The sequence below is a fragment of the Aeriscardovia aeriphila genome (assembly GCF_002259595.1).
Lineage (GTDB): Bacteria > Actinomycetota > Actinomycetes > Actinomycetales > Bifidobacteriaceae > Aeriscardovia > Aeriscardovia aeriphila.
The window spans coordinates 561,588-587,119 of sequence record NZ_MWWU01000002.1; the positions used below are offsets into that span (position 1 = coordinate 561,588).

Annotated in this window: 24 protein-coding genes; 9 read left to right on the forward strand and 15 right to left on the reverse strand. The window is 55.9% G+C overall.

Features of this window, described 5'->3' with window-relative positions; all coding sequences use genetic code 11:
* Window positions 1-202: 202 nt before the first annotated feature.
* Both AEAE_RS03435 and AEAE_RS03440 read right to left on the reverse strand, forming a co-directional pair.
* Entirely contained in the window at window positions 203-1,861 is a 1,659-nt protein-coding gene (locus tag AEAE_RS03435; protein WP_094689731.1) for a peptide ABC transporter substrate-binding protein, read from the reverse strand.
* 439 nt (window positions 1,862-2,300) lie between these two features.
* A complete protein-coding gene (locus AEAE_RS03440; RefSeq protein ID WP_094689732.1) occupies window positions 2,301-3,347 on the reverse strand; it encodes a tyrosine recombinase XerC in 1,047 nt (348 codons plus the stop codon).
* A 45-nt stretch (window positions 3,348-3,392) separates the two neighbouring features.
* On the opposite strand from AEAE_RS03440, the gene AEAE_RS07020 reads away from it, so the two are divergent.
* A complete protein-coding gene (locus AEAE_RS07020; RefSeq protein WP_338064394.1) occupies window positions 3,393-3,719 on the forward strand; it encodes a DUF6725 family protein in 327 nt (108 codons plus the stop codon).
* Here the strand turns inward: AEAE_RS07020 and AEAE_RS06700 are convergent.
* The 9 genes from AEAE_RS06700 to infC form a co-directional block, all read right to left on the reverse strand.
* Window positions 3,607-4,077, reverse strand: a complete 471-nt coding sequence (locus AEAE_RS06700) for a hypothetical protein (RefSeq protein WP_148139954.1) — start codon at window positions 4,075-4,077, stop codon at window positions 3,607-3,609. The two genes, AEAE_RS07020 and AEAE_RS06700, sit on opposite strands and share 113 nt — an antisense overlap.
* Before the next feature lie 262 nt (window positions 4,078-4,339).
* Window positions 4,340-6,274 carry a translational GTPase TypA gene (gene typA, locus AEAE_RS03450; protein WP_094689733.1) on the reverse strand — a complete coding sequence of 645 codons (1,935 nt, stop codon included), beginning with the start codon at window positions 6,272-6,274 and terminating at the stop codon, window positions 4,340-4,342.
* 188 nt (window positions 6,275-6,462) lie between these two features.
* Window positions 6,463-7,176, reverse strand: coding sequence for an SMC-Scp complex subunit ScpB (gene scpB, locus AEAE_RS03455; RefSeq protein WP_094689734.1), 714 nt, complete (start codon window positions 7,174-7,176; stop codon window positions 6,463-6,465).
* Window positions 7,173-7,958 carry a segregation and condensation protein A gene (locus tag AEAE_RS03460; protein ID WP_158520484.1) on the reverse strand — a complete coding sequence of 262 codons (786 nt, stop codon included), beginning with the start codon at window positions 7,956-7,958 and terminating at the stop codon, window positions 7,173-7,175. Before AEAE_RS03460 ends, scpB begins: the two co-directional genes overlap by 4 nt.
* Window positions 7,959-7,968: 10 nt before the next feature.
* Entirely contained in the window at window positions 7,969-8,811 is an 843-nt protein-coding gene (locus AEAE_RS03465; protein WP_094689736.1) for a ParA family protein, read from the reverse strand.
* A 152-nt stretch (window positions 8,812-8,963) separates the two neighbouring features.
* Entirely contained in the window at window positions 8,964-9,875 is a 912-nt protein-coding gene (gene xerD, locus AEAE_RS03470; protein ID WP_094689737.1) for a site-specific tyrosine recombinase XerD, read from the reverse strand.
* A gap of 216 nt (window positions 9,876-10,091) precedes the next feature.
* Window positions 10,092-10,475 (reverse strand): 50S ribosomal protein L20, encoded by a 384-nt coding sequence (rplT, locus tag AEAE_RS03475; protein WP_094689738.1) that lies wholly within the window; start codon window positions 10,473-10,475, stop codon window positions 10,092-10,094.
* A 37-nt stretch (window positions 10,476-10,512) separates the two neighbouring features.
* Window positions 10,513-10,707, reverse strand: coding sequence for a 50S ribosomal protein L35 (gene rpmI / locus AEAE_RS03480; RefSeq protein WP_094689739.1), 195 nt, complete (start codon window positions 10,705-10,707; stop codon window positions 10,513-10,515).
* A complete protein-coding gene (infC, locus tag AEAE_RS03485; protein WP_094689740.1) occupies window positions 10,700-11,386 on the reverse strand; it encodes a translation initiation factor IF-3 in 687 nt (228 codons plus the stop codon). Before infC ends, rpmI begins: the two co-directional genes overlap by 8 nt.
* A gap of 397 nt (window positions 11,387-11,783) precedes the next feature.
* Here infC and AEAE_RS03490 point away from each other — a divergent pair, with 397 nt between their 5' ends.
* From AEAE_RS03490 to AEAE_RS07055, 5 genes are all read left to right on the forward strand, one after another.
* A complete protein-coding gene (locus tag AEAE_RS03490; RefSeq protein ID WP_094689741.1) occupies window positions 11,784-12,755 on the forward strand; it encodes a thiamine diphosphokinase in 972 nt (323 codons plus the stop codon).
* Between the two features lie 205 nt (window positions 12,756-12,960).
* Complete coding sequence (gene gap, locus AEAE_RS03495) at window positions 12,961-14,022, forward strand: type I glyceraldehyde-3-phosphate dehydrogenase (RefSeq protein WP_094689742.1); 1,062 nt, start codon at window positions 12,961-12,963, stop codon at window positions 14,020-14,022.
* 188 nt (window positions 14,023-14,210) lie between these two features.
* Window positions 14,211-14,720 carry a Cys-tRNA(Pro) deacylase gene (gene ybaK / locus AEAE_RS03500; protein ID WP_094689743.1) on the forward strand — a complete coding sequence of 170 codons (510 nt, stop codon included), beginning with the start codon at window positions 14,211-14,213 and terminating at the stop codon, window positions 14,718-14,720.
* A 153-nt stretch (window positions 14,721-14,873) separates the two neighbouring features.
* Window positions 14,874-15,833: an aldose 1-epimerase family protein gene (locus AEAE_RS03505; protein WP_094689744.1), complete on the forward strand. Its 960-nt coding sequence runs from the start codon at window positions 14,874-14,876 to the stop codon at window positions 15,831-15,833.
* A gap of 75 nt (window positions 15,834-15,908) precedes the next feature.
* Window positions 15,909-15,983, forward strand: a complete 75-nt coding sequence (locus tag AEAE_RS07055) for a 50S ribosomal protein bL37 (RefSeq protein ID WP_420835605.1) — start codon at window positions 15,909-15,911, stop codon at window positions 15,981-15,983.
* 204 nt (window positions 15,984-16,187) lie between these two features.
* Here AEAE_RS07055 and AEAE_RS03510 read toward each other — a convergent pair whose 3' ends face one another.
* From AEAE_RS03510 to AEAE_RS03525, 4 genes are read right to left on the reverse strand one after another with little or no spacing between them, the layout of a single operon-like run.
* Window positions 16,188-16,520, reverse strand: a complete 333-nt coding sequence (locus tag AEAE_RS03510) for a hypothetical protein (protein WP_094689745.1) — start codon at window positions 16,518-16,520, stop codon at window positions 16,188-16,190.
* Between the two features lie 15 nt (window positions 16,521-16,535).
* Entirely contained in the window at window positions 16,536-17,174 is a 639-nt protein-coding gene (locus AEAE_RS03515) for a sigma-70 family RNA polymerase sigma factor (RefSeq protein WP_244569608.1), read from the reverse strand.
* A 25-nt stretch (window positions 17,175-17,199) separates the two neighbouring features.
* A complete protein-coding gene (smc, locus tag AEAE_RS03520; RefSeq protein ID WP_158520485.1) occupies window positions 17,200-20,838 on the reverse strand; it encodes a chromosome segregation protein SMC in 3,639 nt (1,212 codons plus the stop codon).
* 29 nt (window positions 20,839-20,867) lie between these two features.
* Window positions 20,868-22,292, reverse strand: coding sequence for a bifunctional folylpolyglutamate synthase/dihydrofolate synthase (locus tag AEAE_RS03525; protein WP_094689748.1), 1,425 nt, complete (start codon window positions 22,290-22,292; stop codon window positions 20,868-20,870).
* Between the two features lie 318 nt (window positions 22,293-22,610).
* Here AEAE_RS03525 and AEAE_RS03530 point away from each other — a divergent pair, with 318 nt between their 5' ends.
* The 3 genes from AEAE_RS03530 (at window position 22,611) to AEAE_RS03540 (ending at window position 25,518) form a co-directional block, all read left to right on the forward strand.
* Window positions 22,611-23,183 (forward strand): GNAT family N-acetyltransferase, encoded by a 573-nt coding sequence (locus AEAE_RS03530; RefSeq protein WP_094689749.1) that lies wholly within the window; start codon window positions 22,611-22,613, stop codon window positions 23,181-23,183.
* A 168-nt stretch (window positions 23,184-23,351) separates the two neighbouring features.
* Window positions 23,352-24,908, forward strand: a complete 1,557-nt coding sequence (locus AEAE_RS03535) for an aminopeptidase P family protein (RefSeq protein ID WP_094689750.1) — start codon at window positions 23,352-23,354, stop codon at window positions 24,906-24,908.
* A gap of 100 nt (window positions 24,909-25,008) precedes the next feature.
* Window positions 25,009-25,518 carry an NUDIX hydrolase gene (locus AEAE_RS03540; RefSeq protein ID WP_094689751.1) on the forward strand — a complete coding sequence of 170 codons (510 nt, stop codon included), beginning with the start codon at window positions 25,009-25,011 and terminating at the stop codon, window positions 25,516-25,518.
* Window positions 25,519-25,532 lie beyond the last annotated feature (14 nt).

Sequence of the window (25,532 nt, forward strand, 5' to 3'; positions counted from 1 at the left end):
TGAGGCGTCAGTACACCACTGCTTCAAACAGAAAGTATGTGTTTCAACAATACACGTGTCCCAGCCAATCACCTAGTAGTGAAGTGGATTGCATTGCAAAAACATTCATTTCTCAATATAAGAAAAGGGGCTACCCGAGTGAGGGTAGCCCCAATCTCTATCAGCGATAGACGATGTTCTGTGCTACATCAACCTCACTGGCTCAGGCCTTGGTGAGATCGGTGAACACTGGCTCGTTCTGCCAGTTCATCTGGAAGCCGCCGATACCGAGAGCTGCGACACCAGAAGCATTGCCATAGTACATTGGCACAGAGCCCAGATCACCAAGAAGGATGTTGTCAATCTTCTGGTAAGCCTTGACTGCCTCTTCCTGAGTAGCTGCACTATCAGCATCGCTGAGGAGCTTATCAACCTCTGGGTTGGAGTAATCGTTATCGTTCGAACCATTGCCGTTACCTGCACCAGTGGAGTACAGAGGGGCCAGGTAGTTCTGAGCGGATGGGTAATCAGGCATCCAGCCGGCGCGGAAGATGTCCTGCATCTTGCGCTGACCAATGAGCTGACGGTACTGGGCGAAGGTTGGGTAAGCCTTCGAAGTAGCGTTGATGCCCAGGGTGTTCTTCACGCTGTTAGCAACTGCATCGAAGATCGGCTTTGCGCCACCATCTGCGTTGTAAGCGAAGTTGAGAGTATCCTTCTCAGTCCACTTGCTGATCTTATCAGCCTGTGCCCAGAGCTTCTTGGCTTCTTCTGGGTTGTACTTGACGTACTTGGAGTTCTCCAAATCGCTCTTATGACCAGTGATGACTGGTGGGATGAAGTCAGTAGCTGGGGTGCCGACACCGGAGAGAACCTTGTCGATGAGCTGCTGACGATCGATGGACATAGAAACTGCACGACGACGCAGCTGACCTTCCTCAGTGCCCTGTTCGAAGTGCTTCATGTCCTTCGGGAAGGAGAAGGCCTGAATGGTGGAACCTGGCTTGGAGTAGCCCTGAACCTTCTTATCCTTCTTATAGAGCTTGAGCTGGGACTGTGGAATGGTATCCATCACGTCGAGATTACCAGCCTGAACGTCGCGGTAAGCAGCTTCAGTGTCGAGGTAAACCTTGAAGGTAACGCCACCGTTCTTAGCTGGATCAGTGCCCTTATAATCAGCATTCTTCACCAGTTCGATGGACTGGTTGTGAGTCCAGCTCTTGAACTTGTAAGGACCGTAAGAAACTGGCTTCTCACCGAATGCCTTTGGATCCTTGAAGAAGGAATCTGGCAGTGGGGAGAATGCTGGGTAAGCCAGCATGGTGGTGAAAACAGACGATGGGTTGGACAGGTTCACAGTGAAGCTGTAGTCATCGAGCTTCTCAAGACCAGAGAGCTTCGTGTCGGAAGGAGTACCTTCCTTCTGCACATCGTCATAACCCATAATTGGGGCGAAGAAGTAAGAGGAGACCTGAGCGTTGGTGGCGACTGCACCATAGCTCCAAGCCTTGATGAAGTTGTCGGCCTTGACCTCAGTACCATCGGAGAACTTCAAGCCCTTCTTGATCTTGATGGTAAAGGTCTTGTTGCCGTTAGAAGGAGTAATGGACTCAGCCATGTTGTTCTCCACCTTGCCGTTTGTTGCAACGGAGACCAGGCCAGAGAACAGGAGCCCGATTGGGTTACCACCGCAGGTTTCGTTGGTGTTCTGTGGAACGAGTGGGTGCTCAGGCTCGCAACCATTAGTCAGAATGATGGCCTTTGGATTGCCCTTAGGAGCAGCCTTACCGTTACCGCCGCTAGCGGAGTTACCGCAGCCAGCCATTGCGAGTGCCACTGTGGTCAGTGCAGACACCGCAAGCGCGAACTTCGTCTTATTCATAATTTCTCCTCAATAATCATGATCTGGAACCCTGGGTTACGAGTGAGGGCGATTACTCCTCGCTATGTTCCGTAACCGTTCCCGTCCACCGATTCACCGTGGAGAGTGAACTCCAGTTGGCAACCGCACTCGGAAGACGAGAGGGAACCAAACCGCTGTGCGATTGGTTGAGTAAGAATTTAAAGATGAAAAGTTAAGCGAATATTACGAACCGTGTCCAAAATGTAAACTCGGACATTGTGAGCGGTCACAAATCCTATACTTTTCTCAGCTCTTGCCTAGTCATTTTGCACAAAAACGGCAGAATTTCAGCCTTTCTGAAGCTTCTCCCCTGAATTTCTTGAGATTTTCACTACGCGATTTTTGTTATCAGAAATTCTTTCAACGTGTTATTAATCCACTTCCCGTTGAGCTGAAACTCACGCGTCAGCCTGCGCCCTCAGGCACGAGGAAAAGCCTGATGGTACTTCTCGCGCATGGCCTCCATGCTCACATGCGTGTAACGCTGCGTCGTAGCCAGCGAAGAATGGCCCAGAAGCTCCTGAACATCACGTAAATCTGCTCCCCCATCCAGCAAGTGGGTTGCGGCAGAGTGACGCAGTGCGTGAGGTGAAATATCAGGAACGCCCGCACGCTGCGCAGCCTCGTGAACAACCGCGCGCACTTCACGCTGATTAATCCGCTTACCCCGAACGCCAAGGAAGGCGGCTTGGCCGGAACTGGTAGTGATAATCTCAGGCCGCCAAGTAGAAAGCCAGACCATCAGCGCGTCAGAAGCGGGCTTGCCAAAAGGAATGACGCGATCCTTGCTGCCCTTACCGTGAACGAGAACCGAGCGACGGTGAAAATCGAGGTCCGTCACGTCGATGCCCGTTAACTCCCCCACACGCATGCCCGTCGCGTAGAGCAGCTCAACAATGGCGGCATTACGCGCCTCGATGGCCGCCTGCTTCTTGCTCGAAGCGTCGTTCGCAGCAATCTCGTCGTGATGGGCCAAGCCGTCCGCATCGTCGAGCATCTCAGCCGCCTGGTCGCGGGTCAGGACGCGAGGAAGGTGCTTACCGATTTTGGGAGTCTGGAGGTTGACGGCAGGGTCGCTGGGAATGCTGCCTGTGTACGCGCACCATGAGAAGAACGAACGGATTGCCACGGTTTTGCGCGCCAACGAGCTTCTTGCGTGCGTGCGTGCCTCATGAGCCAGCCAGTTGCGGATCGCGATGATATCGACGTCTTTCAGGGCAGTTACTCCGTTGAGCTCGAGCACGTGCAAGCATTCGCGAATGTCGGAAATGTATGATTTCGCCGTGTTGGCTGACAGGCCACGGTTGACGAGGATGTAGCGCTGGTAATCGGCAATCGTCTCGTCGAAGCGGCTCGGTGTATGGCCAGTTGCTTGGCCAGTCGCCAGCCCAGTTGCGCTCACGTCGCTGGTCACATCGCCGGTCCCGTTGCTGCTCGCCCCCACGTCGCTGCTCACGTCGCTCATACGCTCTCCCCTCCTGCTCCTAGACTAGCTCGAAGGAGGGGAAACATGGAAAACGATGACAAACGCATACTCGCGAAACTTCCCCACCCCGGCACACGCATCAGCATTTCGATTCCTGCAGGCCGCGTCAACGGCAGGCCGCAGTTCTCGCACTATGTCGGCCACGTGCAAGCCTGGGAGAAGCGCTCGGATGGCTGGTATTTGCTCTTGTTGCGCGACGCTCCTGTCGATGGCAGTAGGCCTGAGCAATACCTTGAGATTAACATGACGCAGATTCTTCGCTTGAAGCCTGTTCCTGAGCGTCCGGATTTTTCTGCTCGAGCTGGCCTCTCGCACGACGCACGCGCGATACAACAGCCGAAGCAACAATAACTAGTATCTGCACCACCATCACGCCGTACAGCCACAGTATGCCGGCGTTCTTCGAAAAGTAGGTGGTGAAAGCTTCTGAGCGGCCCGCAATGAGAACATCACCGCCAGGACCCATATACATGGCAAAACTCCACACCAGCAGCGTGGAGACGAGCATATACACGGCTGCTCCCATCACGCCTTTCCTGCGGATGGAAATAGCGCTACCCGCGCCAACAAGTGCGAAGGCGAGGGTCAAACCCCAAGGCAGGTTCTGCGCAGCGCCTGAACGGTGCAGAAGAGTGCCGATGATCACGGCTGCTACTGCCGCGATGACAATCTTGAGATATTCCCAACCTGAGTGGTGTGCGTGTGCCATGAGTGCTCCTTTCACCAGCTACCCTAGCCGGGCAAGGTGAATGATTGCTGAAAGCGAGCCTGCGCCACATGGCTAAACGGACTAAACCTGGCCAGAAGACGCAAGGGAAACCCAAACGAAGCCCTGCGCCAAAACAAAACCCTGCGCCAAAACAAAACCTTGCGCAAAACAAAGGACGAGCCGCCGAAGCGACCCGCCCAACAGTTGATCAGAGTTGATCAGTGCTCATCACAGTTGATCAATGCTCATCAGTAAGTTTCACTCACTTCTGAGTGGCAGCAGCCTTCTCCTTGCGCAGACGGCGTGCGTTCCACTTGTACCACTGCTCGCGGTCGAGAATGATCTTACGAACGCGGATGGCCTCTGGGGTCACCTCCACGCACTCATCCTCGTTAGCGAAGTCCAGCGACTCTTCCAAGGACATCTGGATTGGAGGGGTCAGGGTTTCGAGCACATCAGCGGTCGAGGAGCGCATGTTGGTCATGTGCTTAGCGAGGGTGACGTTGACGTCGAGGTCGCCTGGCTTGGAGTTAATACCCACAATCTGGCCCTCGTACACCGGGCTCTGCGGCTCGACGAAGAAGTTACCGCGAGCCTGCAGCTTCTGCATAGCATATGGCGAAGCAGTACCTTGACGGTCGCACACCATAGAGCCGTTGAGGCGGGTCTCGATCTTGCCTGCCCATGGAGCGTAACCATCGGCAATACTGGATTCAATACCCGTGCCGTGAGTTGCGGTGAGCAGATTGGTGCGGAAACCGATCAGGCCGCGCGATGGCACGGAGAACTCGAGACGAACCCAGCCGGAGCCATGGTTCTTCATGGAGGTCATCTGGCCCTTACGCCCGGCCATGAGCTGGGTGACAGCGCCCATGTACTCCTGAGGCGTATCGATGGTGGCGTGCTCCATTGGCTCGCACAGCTGGCCGTCGATCACCTTGGTGACCACCTGTGGGCGGCCAACCGTCAGCTCGTAACCTTCGCGGCGCATCTCTTCAGCCAGAACGGAGAGGGCGAGCTCACCACGGCCCTGCACCTCCCAAGCGTCTGGGCGGTCGGTAGGAAGCACGCGAATGGAGACGTTACCCACGAGCTCGCGGTCCAAGCGATCCTTGATCATGCGGGCGGTGAGCTTATGATCCTTGCCCTCAGTACCAGCCAGAGGAGAATCATTCGTGCCGAAAGTCATGGAGATTGCTGGAGCATCGACGTGGATGAGCGGCAGCGGCTTCGGGTCGTTAGGGTCGACAACGGTCTCGCCGATCATAATGTCGGAAACGCCTGCCATTGCAACGATGTCGCCTGGGCCTGCTTCGTCGGTATGCTTGCGGTCCAAACCGTCGGTGCGCAGCAGCTCGGTGACTTTGAAGTTCTCGATGCTGCCGTCCACACGAGACAAGCCATACTGCTTGCCGGCCTTGATGGTGCCGTTGTACACGCGGATGAGTGCAAGACGGCCGAGGAAGTCAGAGGAATCCAGGTTGGTCACGTGAGCCTGCAAGGACATGTCAGGGTCGTAGTGAGGGGCTGGAATGTTCTTGATAATCGCCTCGAAGAGTGGCTCAAGATTATCATTGGCAGGAACTTCACCGTCGGCAGGACGAACCGTATCGCAGTGGCCCACCTTAGCGGCAGCGTAGAGCACTGGCATCTCGAGAATCTTGTCGAGGTCGAGGTCAACGCCTTCTTCCATCACATCTTGAGCAATGCCGAGAACCAGATCATTCGTCGCATCCAACACTTCGGCGATGCGAGCGTCTGGGCGGTCGGTCTTATTCACCACGAGGATGAGAGGAAGCTTAGCTTCCAAAGCCTTACGCAAAACGAAACGAGTTTGTGGCAGAGGGCCTTCGGAGGCGTCCACCAACAGAACGACGCCATCGACCATGGAAATACCGCGCTCGACCTCGCCACCGAAATCCGCGTGGCCTGGGGTGTCGACGACGTTAATAGTGATGCCTTCTGGGGAACCATACTTCTCAGCCAGAGGGCCCTTATAAGTAACAGCGGTGTTCTTCGCGAGGATGGTGATGCCCTTCTCGCGTTCGATATCGCCCGAATCCATTACGCGGTCAGGAACTGCTTCACGAGGTGAAAAGACGTGCGACTGCTCGAGCATCGCATTGACCAACGTGGTCTTGCCATGGTCGACGTGCGCGACAATGGCCACATTCCTGATATCGGAGCGAACTGCCATAGGGCAAACTTCCTATTCACGCAAAAACAAAACTTCTACCGGGGGCATGGCGTGTGAGAGGAGATGGCTCAGCCACACTCCCCAGGGCGGCCTTGCCAAAGGTTCAGTGTTACCATACTCTCGCGGGACGACGCGAAGCGGGTTGTGTGGGTGCGAAAGGGCTTGGAAAAGCTTGTCAGTGCGAGAAATTACACATTTTCTTCGCCGATTTCGTCCAAGAGCTGAGCTTGGCGCGGCCGGGCGGCGAGCCTCTTACTCTCTTCTTCGCTGATCTGAGCGACCTGGGAAACCTGAGGAAGCAGCGGTGCCAGCGGCTCAAGTTCGTCGAGAGAAGCGATGCCCATTTTTTCGAGGAACAAGTCGGTGGTGACCAGTTGTTTGGCCGTACTCGTGGCCTCTGAGCTGGCGGGTTTCGCGCCGGCGGCTTCCGCACGGGTATCCCCCGCGCTGCCAGGCTTGCTCGGCGACTTGGCACTGGCCTTTTCCTCGGCCACCAGCCCGCGCACAATCAGCGAGCGGACAACCGAATCCGAGTTGACACCGCGAATATTCGACACATCCGAGCGTGTCACTGGCTGTTTGTAAGCCACGATGGCAAGGGTTTCCACCGCTGCCTTTGACAATCTAGAGGTATTCTGCTGGCCCAAGAAGTTCGTGACCAGCGGGTCGCAGGCTGGCGCCGACACAAAAGCCCAACCGCGCACCGACTCGCGCAAATTGAGCCCGCGATGCTCGTAAGTTTGGGCAAGCTTGGTCATAGCCTCTTCGATCAGCTCGTCAGGAAGGTTGAGAAACGCCGCTAAATCCGCCACTTTCACCGGCTCGTCGCTGCTGATCAGCAAGGCTTCGAGGCTTACCGACAAGCTGGCAGGAAGGGCTGTCGGCTCACTCTTCTGGCTCATGCTTCTCCCCTCTCACTGACCTGATCGATGCGCTGACTGTCACTATGACGATGGCGCCCGTTCTCGCCGACCCAACGAATTTCCAGCGTCGCATTCGGCTCGCTTTGCCGCATCTGGATCGCGCCTTGCCGGTACAGCAGCAGCAAGCTCAAAAACCTTGCGACCACCACCGACATATCTTCCGCGTCGTCAATCAGTTCACTAAAAGTCAGCGATGCCACGCGCTTCAATCGTGCAGTGACGCGCCGAGTTTCGTGGCGCACATCTGCTAAAGGCGTGTGCAACTGCGCGAGGGTGACATGCTGCAGTGGCGCATTCTTCAACGCTTGGGCGGCAATCTGGGCGAATTGCTCAAGATTAACAGGGACTTCCACACTCGTGAGAGCGCTTTTCACGCTCTCACTGAGCTGAACAGGATGGACGTGCGCGCGATCGGCTGCGACGATACTCTTCGCAAAACTCTCCCCGGCCTGCTTGAAAGCGCGATATTGCAACAAGTGAGCGAAGAGAAGGTCGCGCTGCTCCAACGCCTCCAGCGAGTCGTCATCTCGAGGCGTGTCCACATCAGGAAGCAAAGCCACAGATTTTGCCTGCACTAACACAGAAGCCACCGAAAGAAAGGAACTCGCCCGGTCTGCCGATACGCTGGCATCGAGGTGTTTGACGTAGTCGATGAACTCGGAGGTAACGGCCGAAAGAGAGACTTCTGTCAACTCCAAACGCCTCGCCTGGATCAGGTCAAGCAGCACGTCAAAGGGCCCCGAGAAGTTCTCAAGGCTCACTTCAAAAGTTTCAGGCGACGATTCCACGAGCGATGATCTCACGAGTGACGGCGCGATACTCCTTTGCCACCTTGTGTTCAGGAGCGAACATGGTGATCGGCGTTGATGCGACAGTGGCATCAGGCAGCTTGATGGAGCGCGTGATCACCGTGTGGAAGAGCTTGTCACCGAAAGCTTCATAAGTACGCTCGAGCACTTCTTGCGAGTGTAGAGTGCGGGTGAACATGGTTGGCAAAACGCCGTAAACCTCCAGGCCGGGGTTAATGCGCTTCTTCACCTTGGTAATCGACTGCATGAGCAGTGCCACACCGCGCAGAGCGAAGTATTCGGCCGCCAGCGGGATGATGACGCCAGTTGCTGCGGTCAAAGCGTTGACGGTGAGCAAGCCCAAAGATGGCTGGCAGTCGATGATGATGGCGTCGTACTCGCTGACCAGCGGCTGGATGACGGTGGAAAGAATGGATTCGCGGCTCATTTCGGCGACGAGCTGGACTTCTGCGGCAGACAGGTCAATGTTGGCCGGAATGATGTCGAGATTGTCAAACTTGGTGTGTTCGACGCATTCGTGAACGTCGAGGTTCATGTCGAACATGGCGTCGTAGATGGTTTTGATGGAGTCATCGTTGCCGTTGATGCCCAGGCCGACGGTAGCTGCACCTTGCGGATCGAAGTCGATGAGGAGCACTCGCCTGCCGTATTGGCTGAGCGCGCCGGCAATATTGATGGAGCTGGTCGTTTTGCCGACACCGCCCTTTTGGTTGCACATAGCAATGATCGACGCTGGTCCATGCTCTGCCAGTGCTTGAGGCGCTGGGAACTCTTCATATTCGCGATTCAACAGATCCTGTGGCATAGCTTCAGGTTATCAGCTTTTCTGCCCTTTGTTCCCCTTGAAGGGAGAAATACAAGATTACCACGTATGTACGCCTATTTGATGTACATCGGAGGGGTGCCCTGCGCCCGCTCTAACTACTGGGTGTAACTACAAGGGTGTAGCGAGCGCACTCAGAGTGCGCGAGGATGAGCCTGCTGGTAGGTATCGCGCAAGCGCTGCTGAGAAATATGAGTGTAAATCTGGGTGGTCGTTACTGAAGCATGACCCAGCAACTCTTGCACTGTTCGCACATCAGCACCGCCCTCCAACAGATGCGTGGCAAAGCAGTGGCGAAGGGTGTGAGGGTGGACGGGCTTGACGATACCCGCGCGATCACGGCACAGTTGCAACACTTCCCACACGCTTTGACGAGACAAGCGCTTACCTCGCTTATTAAGGAAGACCGCGCTCAACTCAGGCTTACCACTACTCGCCCACTTCAGCTGCGGGCGGCCAGCATTGAGGTAGCGCTGCAAAGCCTCGCACGCATACGAGCCGAGGGGCACGATACGCTCCTTATTGCCCTTGCCTAGCAGCCGGACCAGCTGAGAGTCAAGGTCAAGATTGGGAAGGTCGAGGCCACAGGCTTCTGAAACGCGAGCGCCGGTGGCGTAGAGAAACTCGAGGAGCGCCCGATCGCGCAAACTCACGGGGTCGTCCCCCGTTCCCACGCTGGCTGCTTCAATGAGGCGTTGCACCTCTTCAACGCTGAGAATATCGGGCAGCGGTTGTGGACGGCGCGGTGGGTGAACGAAGGCGGAAACATCTGTTTTCACGAGCTCTTGTGAGAAGGCGAAGCGGTGCAGGCCATGAATGGAGGCGAGCATGCGTGTGCGAGAGGATGCGGAGAGGTCGACGAGGGAGCCAAGGAAATCTTCAATGCAGGCTGTGGTGATGTCGTCCATGCGGGTTTTTGCGTGCCCGGCGAGCCAGCTGGAGTAGCGTGCACAGTCGGTTTTATACGCGTTCACGGTGGCCTGTGAGAGGCCTCGTTCTGCATCGATGTACACCAAGAACTGGTTGATCACCTCGTTGATCTGCATAGTCTTCCTCCCCTCTCATATGGTATCCGCCAGGCTTGGCTCAGCGACAGGCGATACATCAAGCGCCACTAGCTAGCGTTAGCGTGCGGTTCAGATGCCAGCGCGGGCGGGCGTGACGCAGGGTACAAAAAAGCGCCACCACGCAGGCGGCGCTTTCACAGTTACGCTAGCTACTGTGTGAATTCATTTCTCAATGAATTCGAGTAACTCGATAACTCAGGCTTCCACAGGAGCGTTGACGTCCTCTGGCAGAGCTGCCTTAGCAGCTTCCACGATGGTCTTGAAGGTGTTTGGATCCTCAATAGCCATCTGGGACAGAGCGCGACGATCGAGCTCGATGCCAGCCAAACGCAGACCCTGCATGAAGCGGGAGTAAGTCATGCCCTCAGCGCGGACGGCAGCGTTGATACGCTGAATCCACAGCTTGCGGAACTGACCCTTGCGGTGACGGCGGTCACGGAAGGAGTAGTTAAACGAGTGCAGGAGCTGTTCCTTCGCACGGCGATAGGAACGGGAACGTGCGCCACGGTAACCCTTTGCACGTTCGAGAACTGTACGACGCTTCTTATGCGCATTCACTGCGCGCTTCACACGTGCCATTTTTCCTCAGCTTTCTTCGTGTTTATGCCTCGTTGCCTCAGCGGCCGAGGAGATGACTCATACGCTTAGCCTGATCCTTGCTGACGATACCGTCGCGGGACAGTGCGCGGCGCTTCTTGGAAGACTTGTGCTCCAAGTTGTGGCGCATGCCGGATCCGGCGACAGCCAGCTTACCGGTGCCAGTGAAGCGGATGCGCTTCGCTGCTGCGGTGCGAGTCTTGTTCTTAGGCATTGCTGCTCTCCTTGCTATCGGTTTCCTGTGCGGAAGTCTCAGTGTTCAAGGCATCCGCTTCAGCTTGCAAAGCTTCTTGCTTGGCCTTGAGTCGGGCTGCTTGACGAGCCTGACGCTCGGCGCGCTGCTGCTTACCGCGGCGGCGCTGTTCGGACTCGAGGTGCACCTTCTTGCCCTTCGGGTCCAAAGTCATGATGATGTCACGACCCATTTGGCGTGGACGAGACTCAACAGTTCCGAACTCTTCCACGTCCTGAGCGAGGCGTTCCAACAGCTCGACGCCACCGATCGGCCGCGACCTCTCGCGGCCACGAAGCATAATGGTGACCTTGACCTTGTCTCCGCCTTTGAGGAATCGGGCTACCTGACCCTCTTTCGTCTGGAAGTCGTGGTCATCGATCTTGAGACGGAAGCGAACTTCCTTGATCTCGGCGGTGTTCTGGTGACGACGAGCTTCCCTTTCCTTGAGAGCTTCGTTGTACTTGAACTTTCCGTAATCGATGAGCTTCGCAACCGGCGGATTGGCGTTAGCTGCAACCTCAACCAAGTCCAAACCGGCTTCACGCGCGAGGTTCAACGCCACGCTCGTAGCGATGACGCCGGCCTGCTCGCCGTTAGGACCAATCAGGCGCACCTTTGGTACGCGAATGTCCTCGTTGATTCTCGGATCGCTGATGATGACTCCTTACAACAAATGTTTGTGTATAAAGCACCCCATCGCCTCAAGCACCACTGTGCATGCTAAAACCCATGCCTAAACGCATGTGCATAAGCAGTACATACCAGCGCGAAAACGCGCGCACAAACCGAAGTTCGCGTTTCATACCCGCTACCATAAAAGGCAGCCAGGTGGGATACTCCACTTTCTTGATTCCTCAAGCCAAAGCGATACTATAGCAAACCCTCACGAAAAGTGCAAACTATTAGTGCAAACACTGAGTACAAACGCCGAGTTCAGCCACCAAGCGCAAACACTCAATGCAAACACCACGTACATGCACCGAGCGCAAGCGCACCTACACTGATCGAGTGCTTTCTTATCGCTCGCACCCGAGACTATCAGCTAAGCTAGATGTATGACACACTCCAGCCCAGCACCGCAATTCGAAGTTAACACTCGCCCCACCTCAGGCGAGGAAGCCTACCCTACTTCCCCGCTTCTGGACTACTTCCGCCACATTGAACTCACAACAACTCCCGCCTGCATCATCGTGGGCTCTCTTCCTTTGAGCGACTCCGAGCAGATCAGCGTGCGCAGCCGTGACATGGTGATTGCCGCAGACGGTGGCGCGCAGAGTTTGCTCGAGCGAGGAATCGTGCCTGACGCCATCATTGGCGATTTTGACTCGGCGAGTGCCTCCAGTAGTCAGATCTTGGAGAAAATGCGTGCTGTCAATCTGGAGAAATGCCAGAAAATGGAGCTGATCAAGCTGCCGGTCGACAAGGACGACACTGACCTTACCGACGCCGTGCGCCTAGGCTGGCTGAAAGGCTACCGCTACTTCCTTATTTATGGCTCGCTCGGTGGGCGTTGGGACCTGACCCTGCTCAACCTCAACCTTCTGACGCATATCAGCCTCAACGGCGGGCTAGGCGTGCTCATTTCTGAGCGGCAAAAGATTACCAGTATGAATAATGGTGAACTGACGTTGCGCTCCCCCGAGCTGATTGATCTCGATGCGCGCGAAAGCGCAGTGGGCATTATCCCCACCTCTGATGTCGTCGAGGACGTGAGCATCACCGGGCTGCTCTATGAGGCACAGCACGTCGATTCCGGTTATGACGAGCCACTGTGGTCATCCAATCGATTCCGCACCCGCGCGGAGAATATTCGCTCCGGCCTTCCCGTTGGCCCGCAGACGGCACGGATGAGTATAGGCCAAGGCTCGGCTCATGTGGTGGTACCTGCTGATGTGCAGTTGGTGAGCTTAGCGACACGACGCAGCGACAACGAAAGTTTAGGGCAGGCGTACCAAGGCATTACTGCTAATCTCAGTGTGGCCGGGCTCAGCGAGGACGCTCAACGCAACCAAGCCAAGCAGCTGTAAGCACAAAACTGTGTGAACGGTCACAAATTCCTTTATTCCCACACGCGCCGAGCTATCGCCCGTAGCTCAAAACTGCGAGAAAAGCGCGTAATAATGCGGAAAGAGAGCTGATTTCGTCTGCCCAAACTGTATGATAGGAACTGTCCACAGCAGAGCAGGCTTTTGAGGTTTGACTCCTTGAGCCTCCGTTCTCAAAGGAATATAAATGACAGTTCGAATTGGTATTAATGGTTTCGGTCGCATCGGCCGTCTGGCCTTCCGCCGCATCTTCCAGCTTCAGGAGCAGGGCGGTTCCGCCAGTGACATTGAGGTCGCAGCCATCAACGATCTGACCACCCCATCCATGCTGGCTTACCTGCTCAAGTACGACAGCACCCATGGTCGTTTCCGTCACCTGGACGGTTCCTTCGTTGAGGTCACTTCCACCGATCACTCCATCGTCGTTGATGGCAAGGAGTATGAGGTCTACGCAGAGCGCGATGCTCGCAACCTCAAGTGGGTTGAGAACGATGGTGTTGACTTCGTTCTCGAGTGCACCGGCTTCTACACCTCTGCTGAGAAGAGCCAGGCACACCTCGATGCTGGCGCAAAGAAGGTTCTGATCTCCGCTCCAGCAAAGGATGACGTCACCCCAACCGTGGTTTATGGTGTCAACCATGAAACCTTGAAGCCAACCGACAACATCGTGTCCGCTGGCTCCTGCACCACCAACTCCTTGGCTGCTATGGTTCAGCTTCTCGATGAGAAGTTCGGCATTCGTGCTGGCCTGATGACCACCATTCACGCTTACACCGGCACCCAGATGATTCTTGATGGTCCTCGTGGCAAGAATGGCCGCAGCAACCGTGCTGCTGCTATCAACACCATCGAGCACTCCACCGGCGCAGCAAAGGCAATCGGCAAGGTCGTCCCATCCGTCGATGGCAAGCTCAACGGCCATGCACAGCGTGTTGCCGTTCCTGATGGCTCTGTCACCGAGCTGACCACCCTTCTCAACAAGAAGGTCACCGTTGAGGAGATCAACGATGCCTTCAAGGCTGAGTTCTCCGACAAGGAGTACTTCGGCTACAACGATGAGGGCATCGTCACCACCGACATCATCGACGACACTCACGGTGGCGTCTTCGATGCAACTCAGACCGCCGTTCAGACTGTGGGCGACGATCAGCTGGTTCGCACCGTTTCCTTCTATGACAACGAGAATGGCTTCACCTGCAACATGGTTCGTACCCTGCTGTACTTCGCCAAGCTCGTTGAGAACAACTGATTGAACACTGACAATTAGTCAGGTTTCATGATGAGCCGCCCTTCGGGGCGGCTTTTTTATGCGCAAATTCAAGGCACAGCGTTACGCTGCGACTCACGCCAAGGCCCAAGCCACGACTCACGCTCGCAACTGACGTTCTGCCTCGCGCTAGGCTAGGAGAGCATACTGAGAAGAAACGAGGCGAAGCAATGGCAAAGAAGAAAAAGCAGAATAGCGCTTCTACTCCCGCAACAGCGGTTCTCGAAAAACTCGGAATTTCCTTCGAAACAGTCTCCTACGAGCATGACGCTGACCACATGGACAAGGGTTACGGCCTCGAAGGAGCAGCAAAGCTGGGAGTCGACCCCCATCAAACCTTTAAAACGCTCCTCGCTGAAGATGAGAGCACGCATGAGATTGTGGTGGGTGTAGTGCCGGCTGCGGGCCACTTGGATATGAAGGCGCTGGCTCAAGCAGCTGGTTTGAAGAAGTGTGAGATGGCTGACCCAGCGAAAGCCATGCGTGTGACCGGTTATGTGACAGGAGGAATCTCACCGCTCGGCCAAAAAGTGACTCACCGTACGTTCATTGACACATCCGCTCACGACTTCCCGACTATTCTCGTCTCCGCAGGAAAGCGCGGGTTCTCGCTGGTTATTGACCCTGATAATCTGGCGAGCGCCTGCAACGCGCAATTCGCGCCGATTGCCAAGTGGTGAGTGGCGGACGAGCAACAGCCAGCCGCACGGCACACTAGCGTGACACTTCTGAGACTCGGCCTAGAAAACCTTGAGACTATTCCGTTGTGAACGGTCACACCTTTACTGTGCTCGCGATAGGATGAAGCTGTACCAATTGTTCAAAGGAGCACAATGACTCAATTGACCAAGCCACTGACTGGCAACCAATACACCATCACCCATGGCGACTACAAGGCAACCGTATGCGAGCAAGGCGGAATCCTTCGTCAGCTCAGCTGGAAGGGCAAGAACCTGCTTGCTGGTTTCGACCCGGATAAGCCAGTCCCCTGCTGCAACGGCTACATGCTCATTCCTTACCCCAACCGCATTGAAGGCGGCTCTTACACTTTTGAGGGCAAAGATTATCAGTTCCCAATCGACGAGGTGACTCGCCACAATGCCATCCACGGCTTGGGCTATCGCTCGATGTGGAGCCTGGTTGCTCTGCGCGATGACGCTGTGGAGTTGGAGTGGCGTAACTCGGCTGCTCTGGAATCCTACCCATTCGCCGTGAGCGCAACGATAACCTACCGCATGAGCGACGAGGGATTGAGTTTGACGATGACCGTTCACAATAACGGTGATGTTGACGCTCCATGGGCTTTCGGCATCCACCCATGGATTTCCAACGGTAAGGACCTTTACGGTAACGATCCGATTATGGCTCAGGATGACTTGTGCTCGCTCAAGCTGGGTGCTCGCAAGCGCGTTCTGGTCAATGAAAACCTCATCCCCACCGGTGAGAGCGTGGATGTTGCTGGTAGCGAGTACGACTTCTTGGAGTTGACGAGCTTGAAGGGCAAGGTGTTGGATGACGCCTTTGAGGATGTGGTGCGTGATGAGCGCGGCCACTCTCAGGCTGTTTTCACTCGCCCTGACGGCATTTCTGTCACTCTCGACGGCGATGAGACTGTCACTTCCTGGCAGGTGTGCAATGGCTTCGGCTTCCCTGCAGATAAGCACCCATCTGGTGTGGCTATTGAGCCGATGACCGGTTATGCGAATGCTTTCAAGACGGGTAAGAACCTCGTGGTGGTGAAGCCTTCGGAGAGCTTTGCTACGACGATTACCTTCTCCGCCGAGCAAAACTGAAGCTGTGAGACTGGTCAGTCCCGGCCGAGTGGGATACTATGGACGTTTGGAGTTCCCAGAATAAAGGAGATGGACATGGGTAAGCGCGGTCGTATGCGTCGTGACGCTCGTAAGAAGAAGGCTAATCACGGCAAGAAGCCAACCGCATGAGTTGTGGTTGCTTGCTTGTAAGAGGTAAGGCCTGAACTTACTGATGACAAACGAGAGTGGGGACGGTACCTGCAGTTGCATGAAGCAGTGCAGATGCCGTCCCCACTTTGTATTTCCGTTTTGATTATCACCGCGGATTTTCATCGTCGATACTCGCCGCGGATACTCACCGTCTCTCGGTGAAAACGTTCAGCCTATAAAGCCTCAGGCTTCGCTTTCCTCCAAGCTCTTGAGGCAACGCGCCTTGAGAGATTGTGGGCAATGAACTTTCTGATATTCCGGGCGAACACGATCAGAGAGCATGCAGAAGCGAATCATGTTAATCATGTTCTTCTCTTGCTCATCACATAAAGCTTGGTCGAAGCATAAATCGGCGGAATACTGCGTTACTTCAGTATGTTCAGTAAAATCAACGCCGTAATGTTCCACGCTATACTCAGCTGTCATCGTGACAGTTTGGACGGTCGATCCAGCAATGAGTCCAGCACTCTGGCCAGCACACTCGCCTACACTCAGGCTGCTACCTTCTTCGTTCATTTCACACCCACTTCCTTACTTATCACGTTTATTAACACTGTGTGCATTCTTACTATTCCTGCCTGTGCTATAGGCGGAATGTCCATCCTGGCCACCTGAACTCGTGATATAGCCAGCCAGCTCCTTCTTCAGCTGTGTCCTCGCCCTATTCAACCGGCTCATCACAGTGCCAATCTTGATGCCCTCATCGGCTGCAATATCCTTGTAACTCTTGCCCTCAATAGCAGCAGCAACAAACACGCGACGGCGCTCCGGCGGCAGATTTTTCAGCGCAGTGATAATCTCTTGAGGCTGAAGCTGGTCGATATACGTCTCCTCGGCCGATTTCATGCCTTCGCCCGTATGGTCAGCAGCCTCGTACAAATCCCAATCGTTAAACTCGCCCGTCTCCTCATTAGCTCGCTGAGGACGACGCTTATTCTTGGCATACAGGTTGAAGTACGTGTTGCGCAAAATGGTGGAAAGCCAAGCAGAGATATTGGTTCCCGGCGTAAAACTATCAAAAGCTTTGTACCCTCGCTCAAAGGCGTCCTGAACGAGATCCTCAGCATCATCAGGGTTCCCCGTATACTTGAGCGCCTGGCGATACAAGCTGTCCAACACTGGCACAGCAATCTTGGAGAAAGCCTCGCGTTTCTCGGAATTTGTGCTCACAGTTGCCTCCCTTCTCCCCCTCATGCTAGTCCCCACTCGCTTCTGACACGAGTCGAGGGCTTAGGAACGCTCCAGGTTCACTGCTGTTTTCTCGCTGCCTGCTAATCTCCTCCAATGATTGGGAAATCACTGCCGTCACACCATCCGCGCGCATCGTCACACCGTAGAGGACGTCGGCGATGGACATGGTGCGTTGCTGGTGAGTGATAATCAGAAGCTGCGCCGACTCTCGCAAATGCTTCAACGCGGCCAGAAGACGCGTCAAGTTGAGGTCGTCGAGGGCTGCTTCCACCTCGTCCATAATGCAAAACGGGCTCGGGCGCGCTTCAAATATAGCCAAAAGCAAGGCCAAAGCAGTCAGCGACTTTTCACCGCCAGAAAGCAGGGACAAGGCCTTCACGCGCTTGCCAGCAGGGCTCGCCTCCACCACAACGCCCGTGGTGAGCGGGTGATCTGGGTCCTCCAAGCGAAGCCTGCCCGTGCCACCAGGGAAGAGTTCGGCGAAAATCTCGGTGAATTTGCGCGAAATATCAGTGAAAGCCTGCTGGAAGACGTCGACCATCGTCGAATCGAGATTTCCCACCACGCTATGAAGGTCCTTGACCGACTGAGCGACATCGTTGCGCTGAGTTTTCAGGTGGTCGAGACGCTCGTTGAGCGCGTCATACTCTTCTCGCGCGAGCGGGTTCACAGCACCCAAGCGCTGATACTTGCGCTGCAAAGCTTCGAGTTCTTCTTGTACGGCCGCGCGGTCGAAAGGCTGCTGGGCGGCTGACTGTTCCTGGGTGTTCTTGCGCAGCTGCTCGAGCGAATAGCCCAACTCTGAGCGCACCGAATCGCCAATATTTGTGAGCTGAATGCTCAAGCGCTCGCGAGCGAGATCAGCATCATGCTCGCTCTTCTCCAGCTGAGCAACCTGAGGTTCGAGTTCACGACGACGTGCACGCAGCTCGCTGACCTGATTGTCACGCTGTTGGGCAAGCTTACTGGCCTGCTCATGCTGAGATTGGACCGCAGCTAAACGGTGGGTGACAAAATCGGCAAGCGTTTGAACCTTCTCATGCGCCTGCTGCAGCAGCGACAAACGGTAAGTCAGAGTTGCGCGCTGGCGAGCAGTCTGTTGGGCTTGCTTATCGGCTTGAAGTGCCTGGTCGGTGAGCATTTGCGCTTGACGCTTCAAACTTTGCGTGCGCCTACCCTGCTCGGCAAGCTTTTGCGTGGCGATCATATGCTCGCGCTGGGCGTCGGTCACGCTCACTTCAAGCTCGCGCTCTTGCTTTTCCGCGTCCTCAATCGTGCTCATGCTCTGCGCAGCAAGCCTCGCCTGGTTGAGCGAATGCGTGAGCTCCTCCAGCTCACTCACACCCTGGGAAAGCTCGTGCTTTTCCTGCTCTTTCTGCTTTTCCAGCCGCTCGACCAAGCGCTCCTGTTCAGCAACCTGCTGATTGGCCTGCTTAAGCCGCTCTTGACGACGGCCTGCCTCCAGTTGGGCTTGATGAAGCTGCTCTTGCGCGTGGTTGAGTTGCTGGCGAAGACTTTCTTGCTGGCGACTCAGCTCGTCGGCGTGTTGCTCGAGATTGTCACGCTGCTGTTGCGCTTCCTTGGCTTGTGCACGCGCCTGGTTTCGTCGGGACACCAGTGCGAGGTCACTTGGGGCTTCGGTGGAGCGGGTGACACCGCCAAAGTGGGTGAGCAACTCCCCTGTTTTCACCATGACCGCGCGAAGAGTTGGTTCAACCTGCAGCAAGTGTTGCGCTTCGTCAATGGTTTCGGCTGCTGCAATGCCGTCCAGCGCACGGTGGACGTTCGCGAGAACGGCGGAAGCGTGGGCATCGTCGTGTGTCGAATCGGCGTGGACTTTGCTGGCAAGCAAGGTTACATCAGAGGAACCAGACCGCGCCGAACTAGACACTGCCGAACCACTGGCAACTGAGCTTGTGGAACGTGAACCGCTAGCGCTGGCCAGCAAGAAGGCTTGCTTCACACCCGAATGCTGCGCTGCCTGGTCAAGCGCCTCCCCCAAAGTCGAAGGATCAGCCAGCACGAGGGAATCGGCCCACTGGGCGAGTGCGCGGGACACCGCGTCCTCCCAGCCGGTGTCCACATTAATCCATTCGGCGAGTGCACCGAGAGTGGCAATCTTGGGAGCTGAAGAGCGAGAAGAAGTGTGGTGACGAGACGTGAGAGTGTCAGAAACGGCGTCGGCGCGCGCGGTGAAACGAATACGACGCGCTTCAGCCTCCTGCACCTGCTGCCCGGCCGCCTGAAGCGCATCAGAAAGCTCAGCCAAGGACGCCGAAAGCTGCTGCACCTGAGCAGCCAAAGCGTCACTCTGCTCCTGGCTCGCCTCCTCATCGATCTGCGACGCCGAAGTGTGAGCCTCGGAAAGCTTTACACGCGCCTGCACCAGCTGATCAGACAACTCCGTGAGTCTCGCCTGCGAGGCCTGATTCATCGCCTGACGGCCGGCAACCAGCTGAACGAGTTTGGTGAGCGCACCTTGTTTTCTGCGCGCCGACTCGCGCAATTCAGTTAAGGTTCGCCTCGTAGAAACCAGCTGCTTTTCCAGCTCCTCGCGATGGCTTCGGGCCGCTTCCACCTCTTCTTGGGCTTGCTTTTCCGCCTGCTCGCTGGCGGTTGCGTCACTTATTGTTTCTGCTGCACGAGCGCGCAGAATTCCCCCCGAATGGTTTTCTTCAGGAAGGCTTTCCAAGCGGCCAGTGAGCGCTCGCACACGTTCAGAAGTGAGCACATCCAAGGATTCGAGGCGAGAGCTGAGCTGCTGGTAGGAGTTCAGCGTTGCTGCCAGTTCGCGAATCTGAGGGTCAGAAGCTTGAGAAGTGAGCTCTTGAGCTTCTACCTCGCTTTTCACCTGTGCAAGCTCGCGGCGGAAGCTTTTTAGCTGAGTGCGAATAGTGGTGAGCTGCTCGAGGGTGGAATGGTAAGCCGTTTCCACGCTTCGCAACTGGTCGGCGAAAAGCAGCGCCTTGTGTTGGGCTATTGCCTCGCTGAGCTCTCCTGCTTTGCGCGCTGCTCGCGATTGGCGTTCGAGCGGTCCTAACTGTTTGCTCAGCTGGGCGATGATGTCATCCAAGCGTTGCAGATTGCGCTGGGTGGAATCGAGGCGGCGCAGCGAGCGTTCCTTGCGCTTTCTATGCTTGAGCACGCCGGCAGCTTCGTCGATGATGGCTCGATGGCCTTGAGGGTCGGCGTTGAGAATGCGCGAGAGCTGGCCTTGGCCGATGATGACGTGCATTTGCGAGCCTAAACCGGCGTCAGAGAGAAGGTCTTGCACGTCGAGAAGGCGGGCGGGCTGGCCGTTGATAGAATACTCGGAACCACCGTTGCGGTAAATTGTTCTCGAGATTGTCACCTCGGAGTACTCAATGTTGAGAGCATGGTCGGAATTGTCAATCGTCAGACTCACCTGTGCGCGGCCGAGGGATGACCTGGTTGCGGTGCCGGCGAAAATGACATCTTGCATGCTCGAACCGCGCAATTGCCTAGCCGCCTGCTCTCCCATCACCCAAGCAAGTGCGTCAACAATATTCGATTTGCCTGAACCATTCGGGCCCACCACTGCGGTGATTCCCGGTTGGAAGCGCAGTGTGGTGGGCAGGGCGAATGATTTGAAACCGCGCAGAGTCAGTTCTTTGAGATACACGAGGTAACCTACTTTGCTCAGTTACGAGCTCAGTTACGAGCGCGTTCACTCTTCGGCTTCAACAAGTCAGCATTCTGGCGAGGCTTCAATAGTTCTCGCGCATCGCCAACAGTGACGAAGGAGCCGGTGACGAGAACGCCATGGCCGTAACCCACACCGATTTCATCATGCGAATCAACCAGGTCAACAGCCTTTTGCAAAGCGTTAGTCATGAGAGGTTCGCGGTAGACGCGATCCTCGCCAAACACAGAGCAGGCCACATTATACAAGTCATCGACAGGCATCACTCTGTTAATCTCGGAGTTTTGAGTGACAACAATTTGGCTGAGCAATGGTTCCAAAATGCCCAACACGGTTTCGACTTGCTTGTCCTTCATCATCGAGACGACGCCGACGAGCTGAGTGAAGTCGAAGTTTTCTTCAATCGCCTTGCGCAATGCGGTGACGGCCTGCGGGTTGTGGCCTCCGTCGAGCATGATGGTTGGCGAATGCCTGATAATCTCCATGCGTCCAGGAATCGAGACGGTAGAGAAGGCTTGTTCCACCACTGAACCGTCCAAAGCGCCGTTGACCGGCAACACCACCTCGCATGCGGCGAGAGCGGCCAGCGCATTATGGGCCTGGTGCTCGCCAAACATTTTGATCGGAACGTCAGCATACGTGCCGTTGGGCGTTTCCAAAGTGGCGACCTGGCCACCGACGGCAGGAAGGCGGGAAATAACCTTCAGCTGCTCGCCATCCTCCAGCAAGCTTGCGCCAGGCTGGGAGGCTGCAGCGTTACGGATGATCTCGCGCACCGATTCCTTGGTTTGCGGGCCCATAATGGCCACCGAGCCGGGCTTGATGATGCCGGCCTTTTCGGTGGCGATTTTCTCGACGGTGTCACCCAGCCATTGCATGTGGTCCATGCCGACAGGGCCGATGATGCTGGCTGCTCCATCCATCACGTTGGTGGCATCCCACAGGCCACCCATACCCACTTCGATGACGGCGACGTCGACAGGAGCGTCGGCGAAGGCCCAGATCGCCATGATGGTCAGCACTTCGAAGAAGCTCATGCGAGCGCCAAATTCTTGCTTTTTCGACCATTCGTCGGTCATGTTGATGAAGTCGCGCACTTGCAGCCACAGGTCGACGAAGCGCTCGTCAGAGACTGGCTCGCCATCGATGCGGATGCGTTCGGTCACCTTTTCCAGGTGTGGGGAGGTGTACAAGCCAGTGCGCATGCCATAGGCACGAAGCAGTGCTTCAGCCAGTGCTGATGTGGAGCCTTTGCCATTGGTTCCGGTGATGTGGATGACGCGGAAGCTCTTTTCGGGGTTGCCCATGAGGTCGAGGCAGTAGCGCATGCGCTCGAGGCTGGGTTGTGGCTTGTGTTCTGGTGCTCGAGAAAGAATTTCTTCATAGACGTCACGAAGGGTGAGACCGTTGTTGCTCGGGTGTTCGAGTGACACTGTTGCTTTCTCCTGTCCCTAACACAGCGATAATAGAGTGCTGCTAAGTAAGTCTGCTGATAACTGCACTTATCTTACCTGTTGAGGCAGTCGAAGCAGGTTTTGCACTACTGGCGTGCCCAAGCCCGCGCTCCCGCCAGAGCCTAGCCGCGCGCTGCGGTGTACTGTATGAAGCGTATTCTGAATGTAACGTTCAGGCATGACACTGAAGCTTCACAAAAGCGCAGCGATAAACTGGAGACGTGCGCCAGGCAAGCACAAAAGTGCAGGCTGACAATTATAGCCGCCAGCTGCGTAACCGTTGAGGAAAGGACGACTATGACACTCGTGCCATCAGAACCACAACACGAAAAGTTCTCTGGCGTGCTCCGTCTCGTCGAAGTCAGCGACTCTCCTACCGACATCGAAAAGCTCCAAGAGATCAGCCGCGTCACTTTCCAAGACACTTTCGAGCGCATCACCGAGCCTGACGACATGGCCGCCTTCCTGCGCTCTGCCTACTCCACCGAGGAACTCACCCGCCAGCTCCACCTCATCGGCTCTCGCTTCTTCTTCCTCTACGCCGATGGCCAGCTCGCCGGCTATTTGAAGACCAATGTCGACGACGCGCAGTCGGATGATTCGATGGCGAAAAGCTCCTCCTTCGAGGTCGAGCGCCTCTACATTCTGCCTGCTTTCAAACATCGCGGCTTGGGTACCTACCTCATGGCGCAAGCTGAGAATATGGCTCGCGAAGCTGGTAAGACTTCGATGTGGTTGGGCGTGTGGGAAGGCAATAAGCCCGCTCAAGCCCTCTACAAAAAGCAGGGTTTCGAGTTCGTCGGCAAGCATGTGTACCCGGTCGGCTCTGACCCGCAAATTGACTTGTTGATGTCGCGCAAGCTCTCCTAAAGCTCGCACCTGCCGACCACAACACCGCTCGCACACATCAGATTATCAGCGCGATCCATCGCCTGCACAGTGCAGCCCTCACCTGCGCAACACTCCCGAGCAAGCTCGACGCTGAATTATTATCCCCTCTCGCTAGCATAGAGGCACAACTAGTAAGAAGGGATTGACATGGCCGAAAACACGTCCAAGGACAATCTGCCCGTTTCCGAAAGGGTGAACAATCGTTCTCTTCGCCCGAATTCGAGCACTTTCAAAGAGTTCATGACCCAAGGTTGGCAAGCTGAAACCCCTCAGGCCAGCCCTCTGGAGTCCAGCAAGTACACTCCAGCTCGTCTGCTCAAGCTCTCTCAGGCTTTCCCTGGCGAGCGACTGGTGATTCCTGCCGGCGTTGCCAAGGTTCGCAACAATGATTGCGACTTCCGCTTCCGCCCAGACACCACTTTTGCTTACTACACCGGTTTGGGTGAGGATTACGAGCCAGGCGCTGTTCTCGTGCTCGACCCTCAAGAGCAGGCCTCTTCCACCGGCATGCTTCACCAGCCAATCCTGTTTGTGCACGCCCGTTATGATTACCACACTCCAGAGTTCTTCCGCTCCGCTTCTTACGGCGAGTATTGGACGGGTGCACGCCCTGGCATCGCCGAATTCGGTGTGATGACCGGCCTGGAATCTCGCGACGTCAGGGAACTGGCAAGCCTGCTGGCAAAGAACGTTGGCAGCGAAGCTCATGACGTCAAGCTGCGCGTGGTGAAGGAAGCTGACCCTCAGGTCACCGAGCTTGTGGAAAGCATCCGCGTTCACGCTGGCTTCACCGACCATGCCACCAACCAGGCAGCTGATGACGAACTGCACCAGTTCGCTGCTGAGGCTCGTATGTTCAAGGACGAGTGGGAGATTTCCGAAATGGATTCTGCCATTCATGCCACCCGCCACGGTTTCGACAACATCCTTCGCCACCTCGACAAGGCTGAGGGCAAGGAAAACGGCGAGCGCATTTTGGAAGCTGCCTTCGACTCCATCTCTCGCATTGAGGGTAACGACGTCGGCTACGGCACCATCGTCGCTTCTGGCGATGACGCTCCAACCCTCCACTGGATGCGCAACACCCACGCCGTTCAAAGCCAGGACATGCTTCTCATCGACGCTGGCATTGAGTCCAAGGGCCTCTACACTGCTGATATCACTCGTACCTTCCCAGTCTCGGGTAAGTTCTCCCCTGTTCAGAGGAAGCTGTACGAAGCCGTTTACAAGGCTCAGCTCGCTGGCTTCGAAGCCGTTCACATCGGCGGCACTTACTCGGACATCCATCATGCTTGCATGCGCTCGCTGTGCGAGAGCTTGGCCGAGTGGGGTGTTCTGCCCGTTTCCGTTGAGGAAGCTTTGAGCCCTGAAGGCCAGCAGCATCGTCGTTGGCATGCCTGCGGTGTGGCTCACCACCTGGGTTTGGATGTGCATGATTGCGCTGAGGCTCGCTTCTCCGAGTACCAGGGTGGCACTTTTAAGCCAGGTATGATCTTCACCATCGAGCCAGGCCTTTACTTCCGTCGCAACGACCTTCTCGTTCCTGAAGAGTTCCGTGGCATTGGTATCCGCATTGAGGATGACGTTCTCATCACTGAGGATGGCCCGGTGTGGATGTCGAAGAAGTACCTGCCTTCCGCTCCTGATGATGTGGAAGCATGGATGGCTGAGCAGCGTAAGCTCGCTGGCCAGGATGTCGACTGACACTCGCTTCTTTTCACTACCTTAAGATTTTCACTGCGCGCTCGTCGAGGAATTTCCTGTCGGGCGCGCTTTTGTATACCCGCCCGTTCAGACTGAAAGTATGGCAACTCCACAATTTATTCTTGATTTACGCGAAAAAATCGGCCACGCTCCCCTGTGGCTGATGGGTATTACCGCTGTGGTGCGCGATGAGCAAGGCCGCTACCTTTTGGGCAGGCGTGCCGACACGGGTGAATGGGCTTTCACCTATGGCATTATTGAGCCGGCCGAAGAGCCTGCAATTACTGCCATTCGCGAAGTGAAGGAAGAGACCGGCCTCGACGTTGAGGTCACCGCGCTCGTGGCTGTCACCTCGTCTTCTCGTATGCTGACCTACGCCAATGGTGACAAGGCGCAATATATGGACCACATGTTTGAAGCTCGCCTCGCTCCTGGCTCCTCGCATCTGGCTTCCACACCTGATGGAGAAAACCTGAATTCGGGCTGGTTTGCGCAAGAGAGCTTCCCTGATAATCTTGCGGCATCGACCAAGGAAAGATTAGCACTTTACAAGCGCTGGCTTGCTCAAGGAGAAGACCTCTCCCACCGCCCGGCACTGTTCAGAAGCTGAAGGCAGGGCGGCAA

Excerpts from the sequence above, each read along its gene's own strand:
- AEAE_RS03535 (WP_094689750.1), top strand. The coding sequence starts at position 23,352 with ATGGCCGAAAACACGTCCAAGGACAATCTGCCCGTTTCCGAAAGGGTG.
- AEAE_RS03440 (WP_094689732.1), bottom strand. The coding sequence starts at position 3,347 with ATGAGCGACGTGAGCAGCGACGTGGGGGCGAGCAGCAACGGGACCGGC.
- rpmI (WP_094689739.1), bottom strand. The coding sequence starts at position 10,707 with ATGCCTAAGAACAAGACTCGCACCGCAGCAGCGAAGCGCATCCGCTTC.
- xerD (WP_094689737.1), bottom strand. The coding sequence starts at position 9,875 with ATGCAGATCAACGAGGTGATCAACCAGTTCTTGGTGTACATCGATGCA.
- AEAE_RS03490 (WP_094689741.1), top strand. The coding sequence starts at position 11,784 with ATGACACACTCCAGCCCAGCACCGCAATTCGAAGTTAACACTCGCCCC.
- typA (WP_094689733.1), bottom strand. The coding sequence starts at position 6,274 with ATGGCAGTTCGCTCCGATATCAGGAATGTGGCCATTGTCGCGCACGTC.
- AEAE_RS03465 (WP_094689736.1), bottom strand. The coding sequence starts at position 8,811 with ATGCCACAGGATCTGTTGAATCGCGAATATGAAGAGTTCCCAGCGCCT.
- AEAE_RS03435 (WP_094689731.1), bottom strand. The coding sequence starts at position 1,861 with ATGAATAAGACGAAGTTCGCGCTTGCGGTGTCTGCACTGACCACAGTG.
- AEAE_RS03530 (WP_094689749.1), top strand. The coding sequence starts at position 22,611 with ATGACACTCGTGCCATCAGAACCACAACACGAAAAGTTCTCTGGCGTG.
- rplT (WP_094689738.1), bottom strand. The coding sequence starts at position 10,475 with ATGGCACGTGTGAAGCGCGCAGTGAATGCGCATAAGAAGCGTCGTACA.
- gap (WP_094689742.1), top strand. The coding sequence starts at position 12,961 with ATGACAGTTCGAATTGGTATTAATGGTTTCGGTCGCATCGGCCGTCTG.
- AEAE_RS03505 (WP_094689744.1), top strand. The coding sequence starts at position 14,874 with ATGACTCAATTGACCAAGCCACTGACTGGCAACCAATACACCATCACC.
- AEAE_RS07020 (WP_338064394.1), top strand. The coding sequence starts at position 3,393 with ATGGAAAACGATGACAAACGCATACTCGCGAAACTTCCCCACCCCGGC.
- AEAE_RS03510 (WP_094689745.1), bottom strand. The coding sequence starts at position 16,520 with ATGAACGAAGAAGGTAGCAGCCTGAGTGTAGGCGAGTGTGCTGGCCAG.
- AEAE_RS03540 (WP_094689751.1), top strand. The coding sequence starts at position 25,009 with ATGGCAACTCCACAATTTATTCTTGATTTACGCGAAAAAATCGGCCAC.
- scpB (WP_094689734.1), bottom strand. The coding sequence starts at position 7,176 with ATGAGCCAGAAGAGTGAGCCGACAGCCCTTCCTGCCAGCTTGTCGGTA.
- AEAE_RS06700 (WP_148139954.1), bottom strand. The coding sequence starts at position 4,077 with ATGGCACACGCACACCACTCAGGTTGGGAATATCTCAAGATTGTCATC.
- ybaK (WP_094689743.1), top strand. The coding sequence starts at position 14,211 with ATGGCAAAGAAGAAAAAGCAGAATAGCGCTTCTACTCCCGCAACAGCG.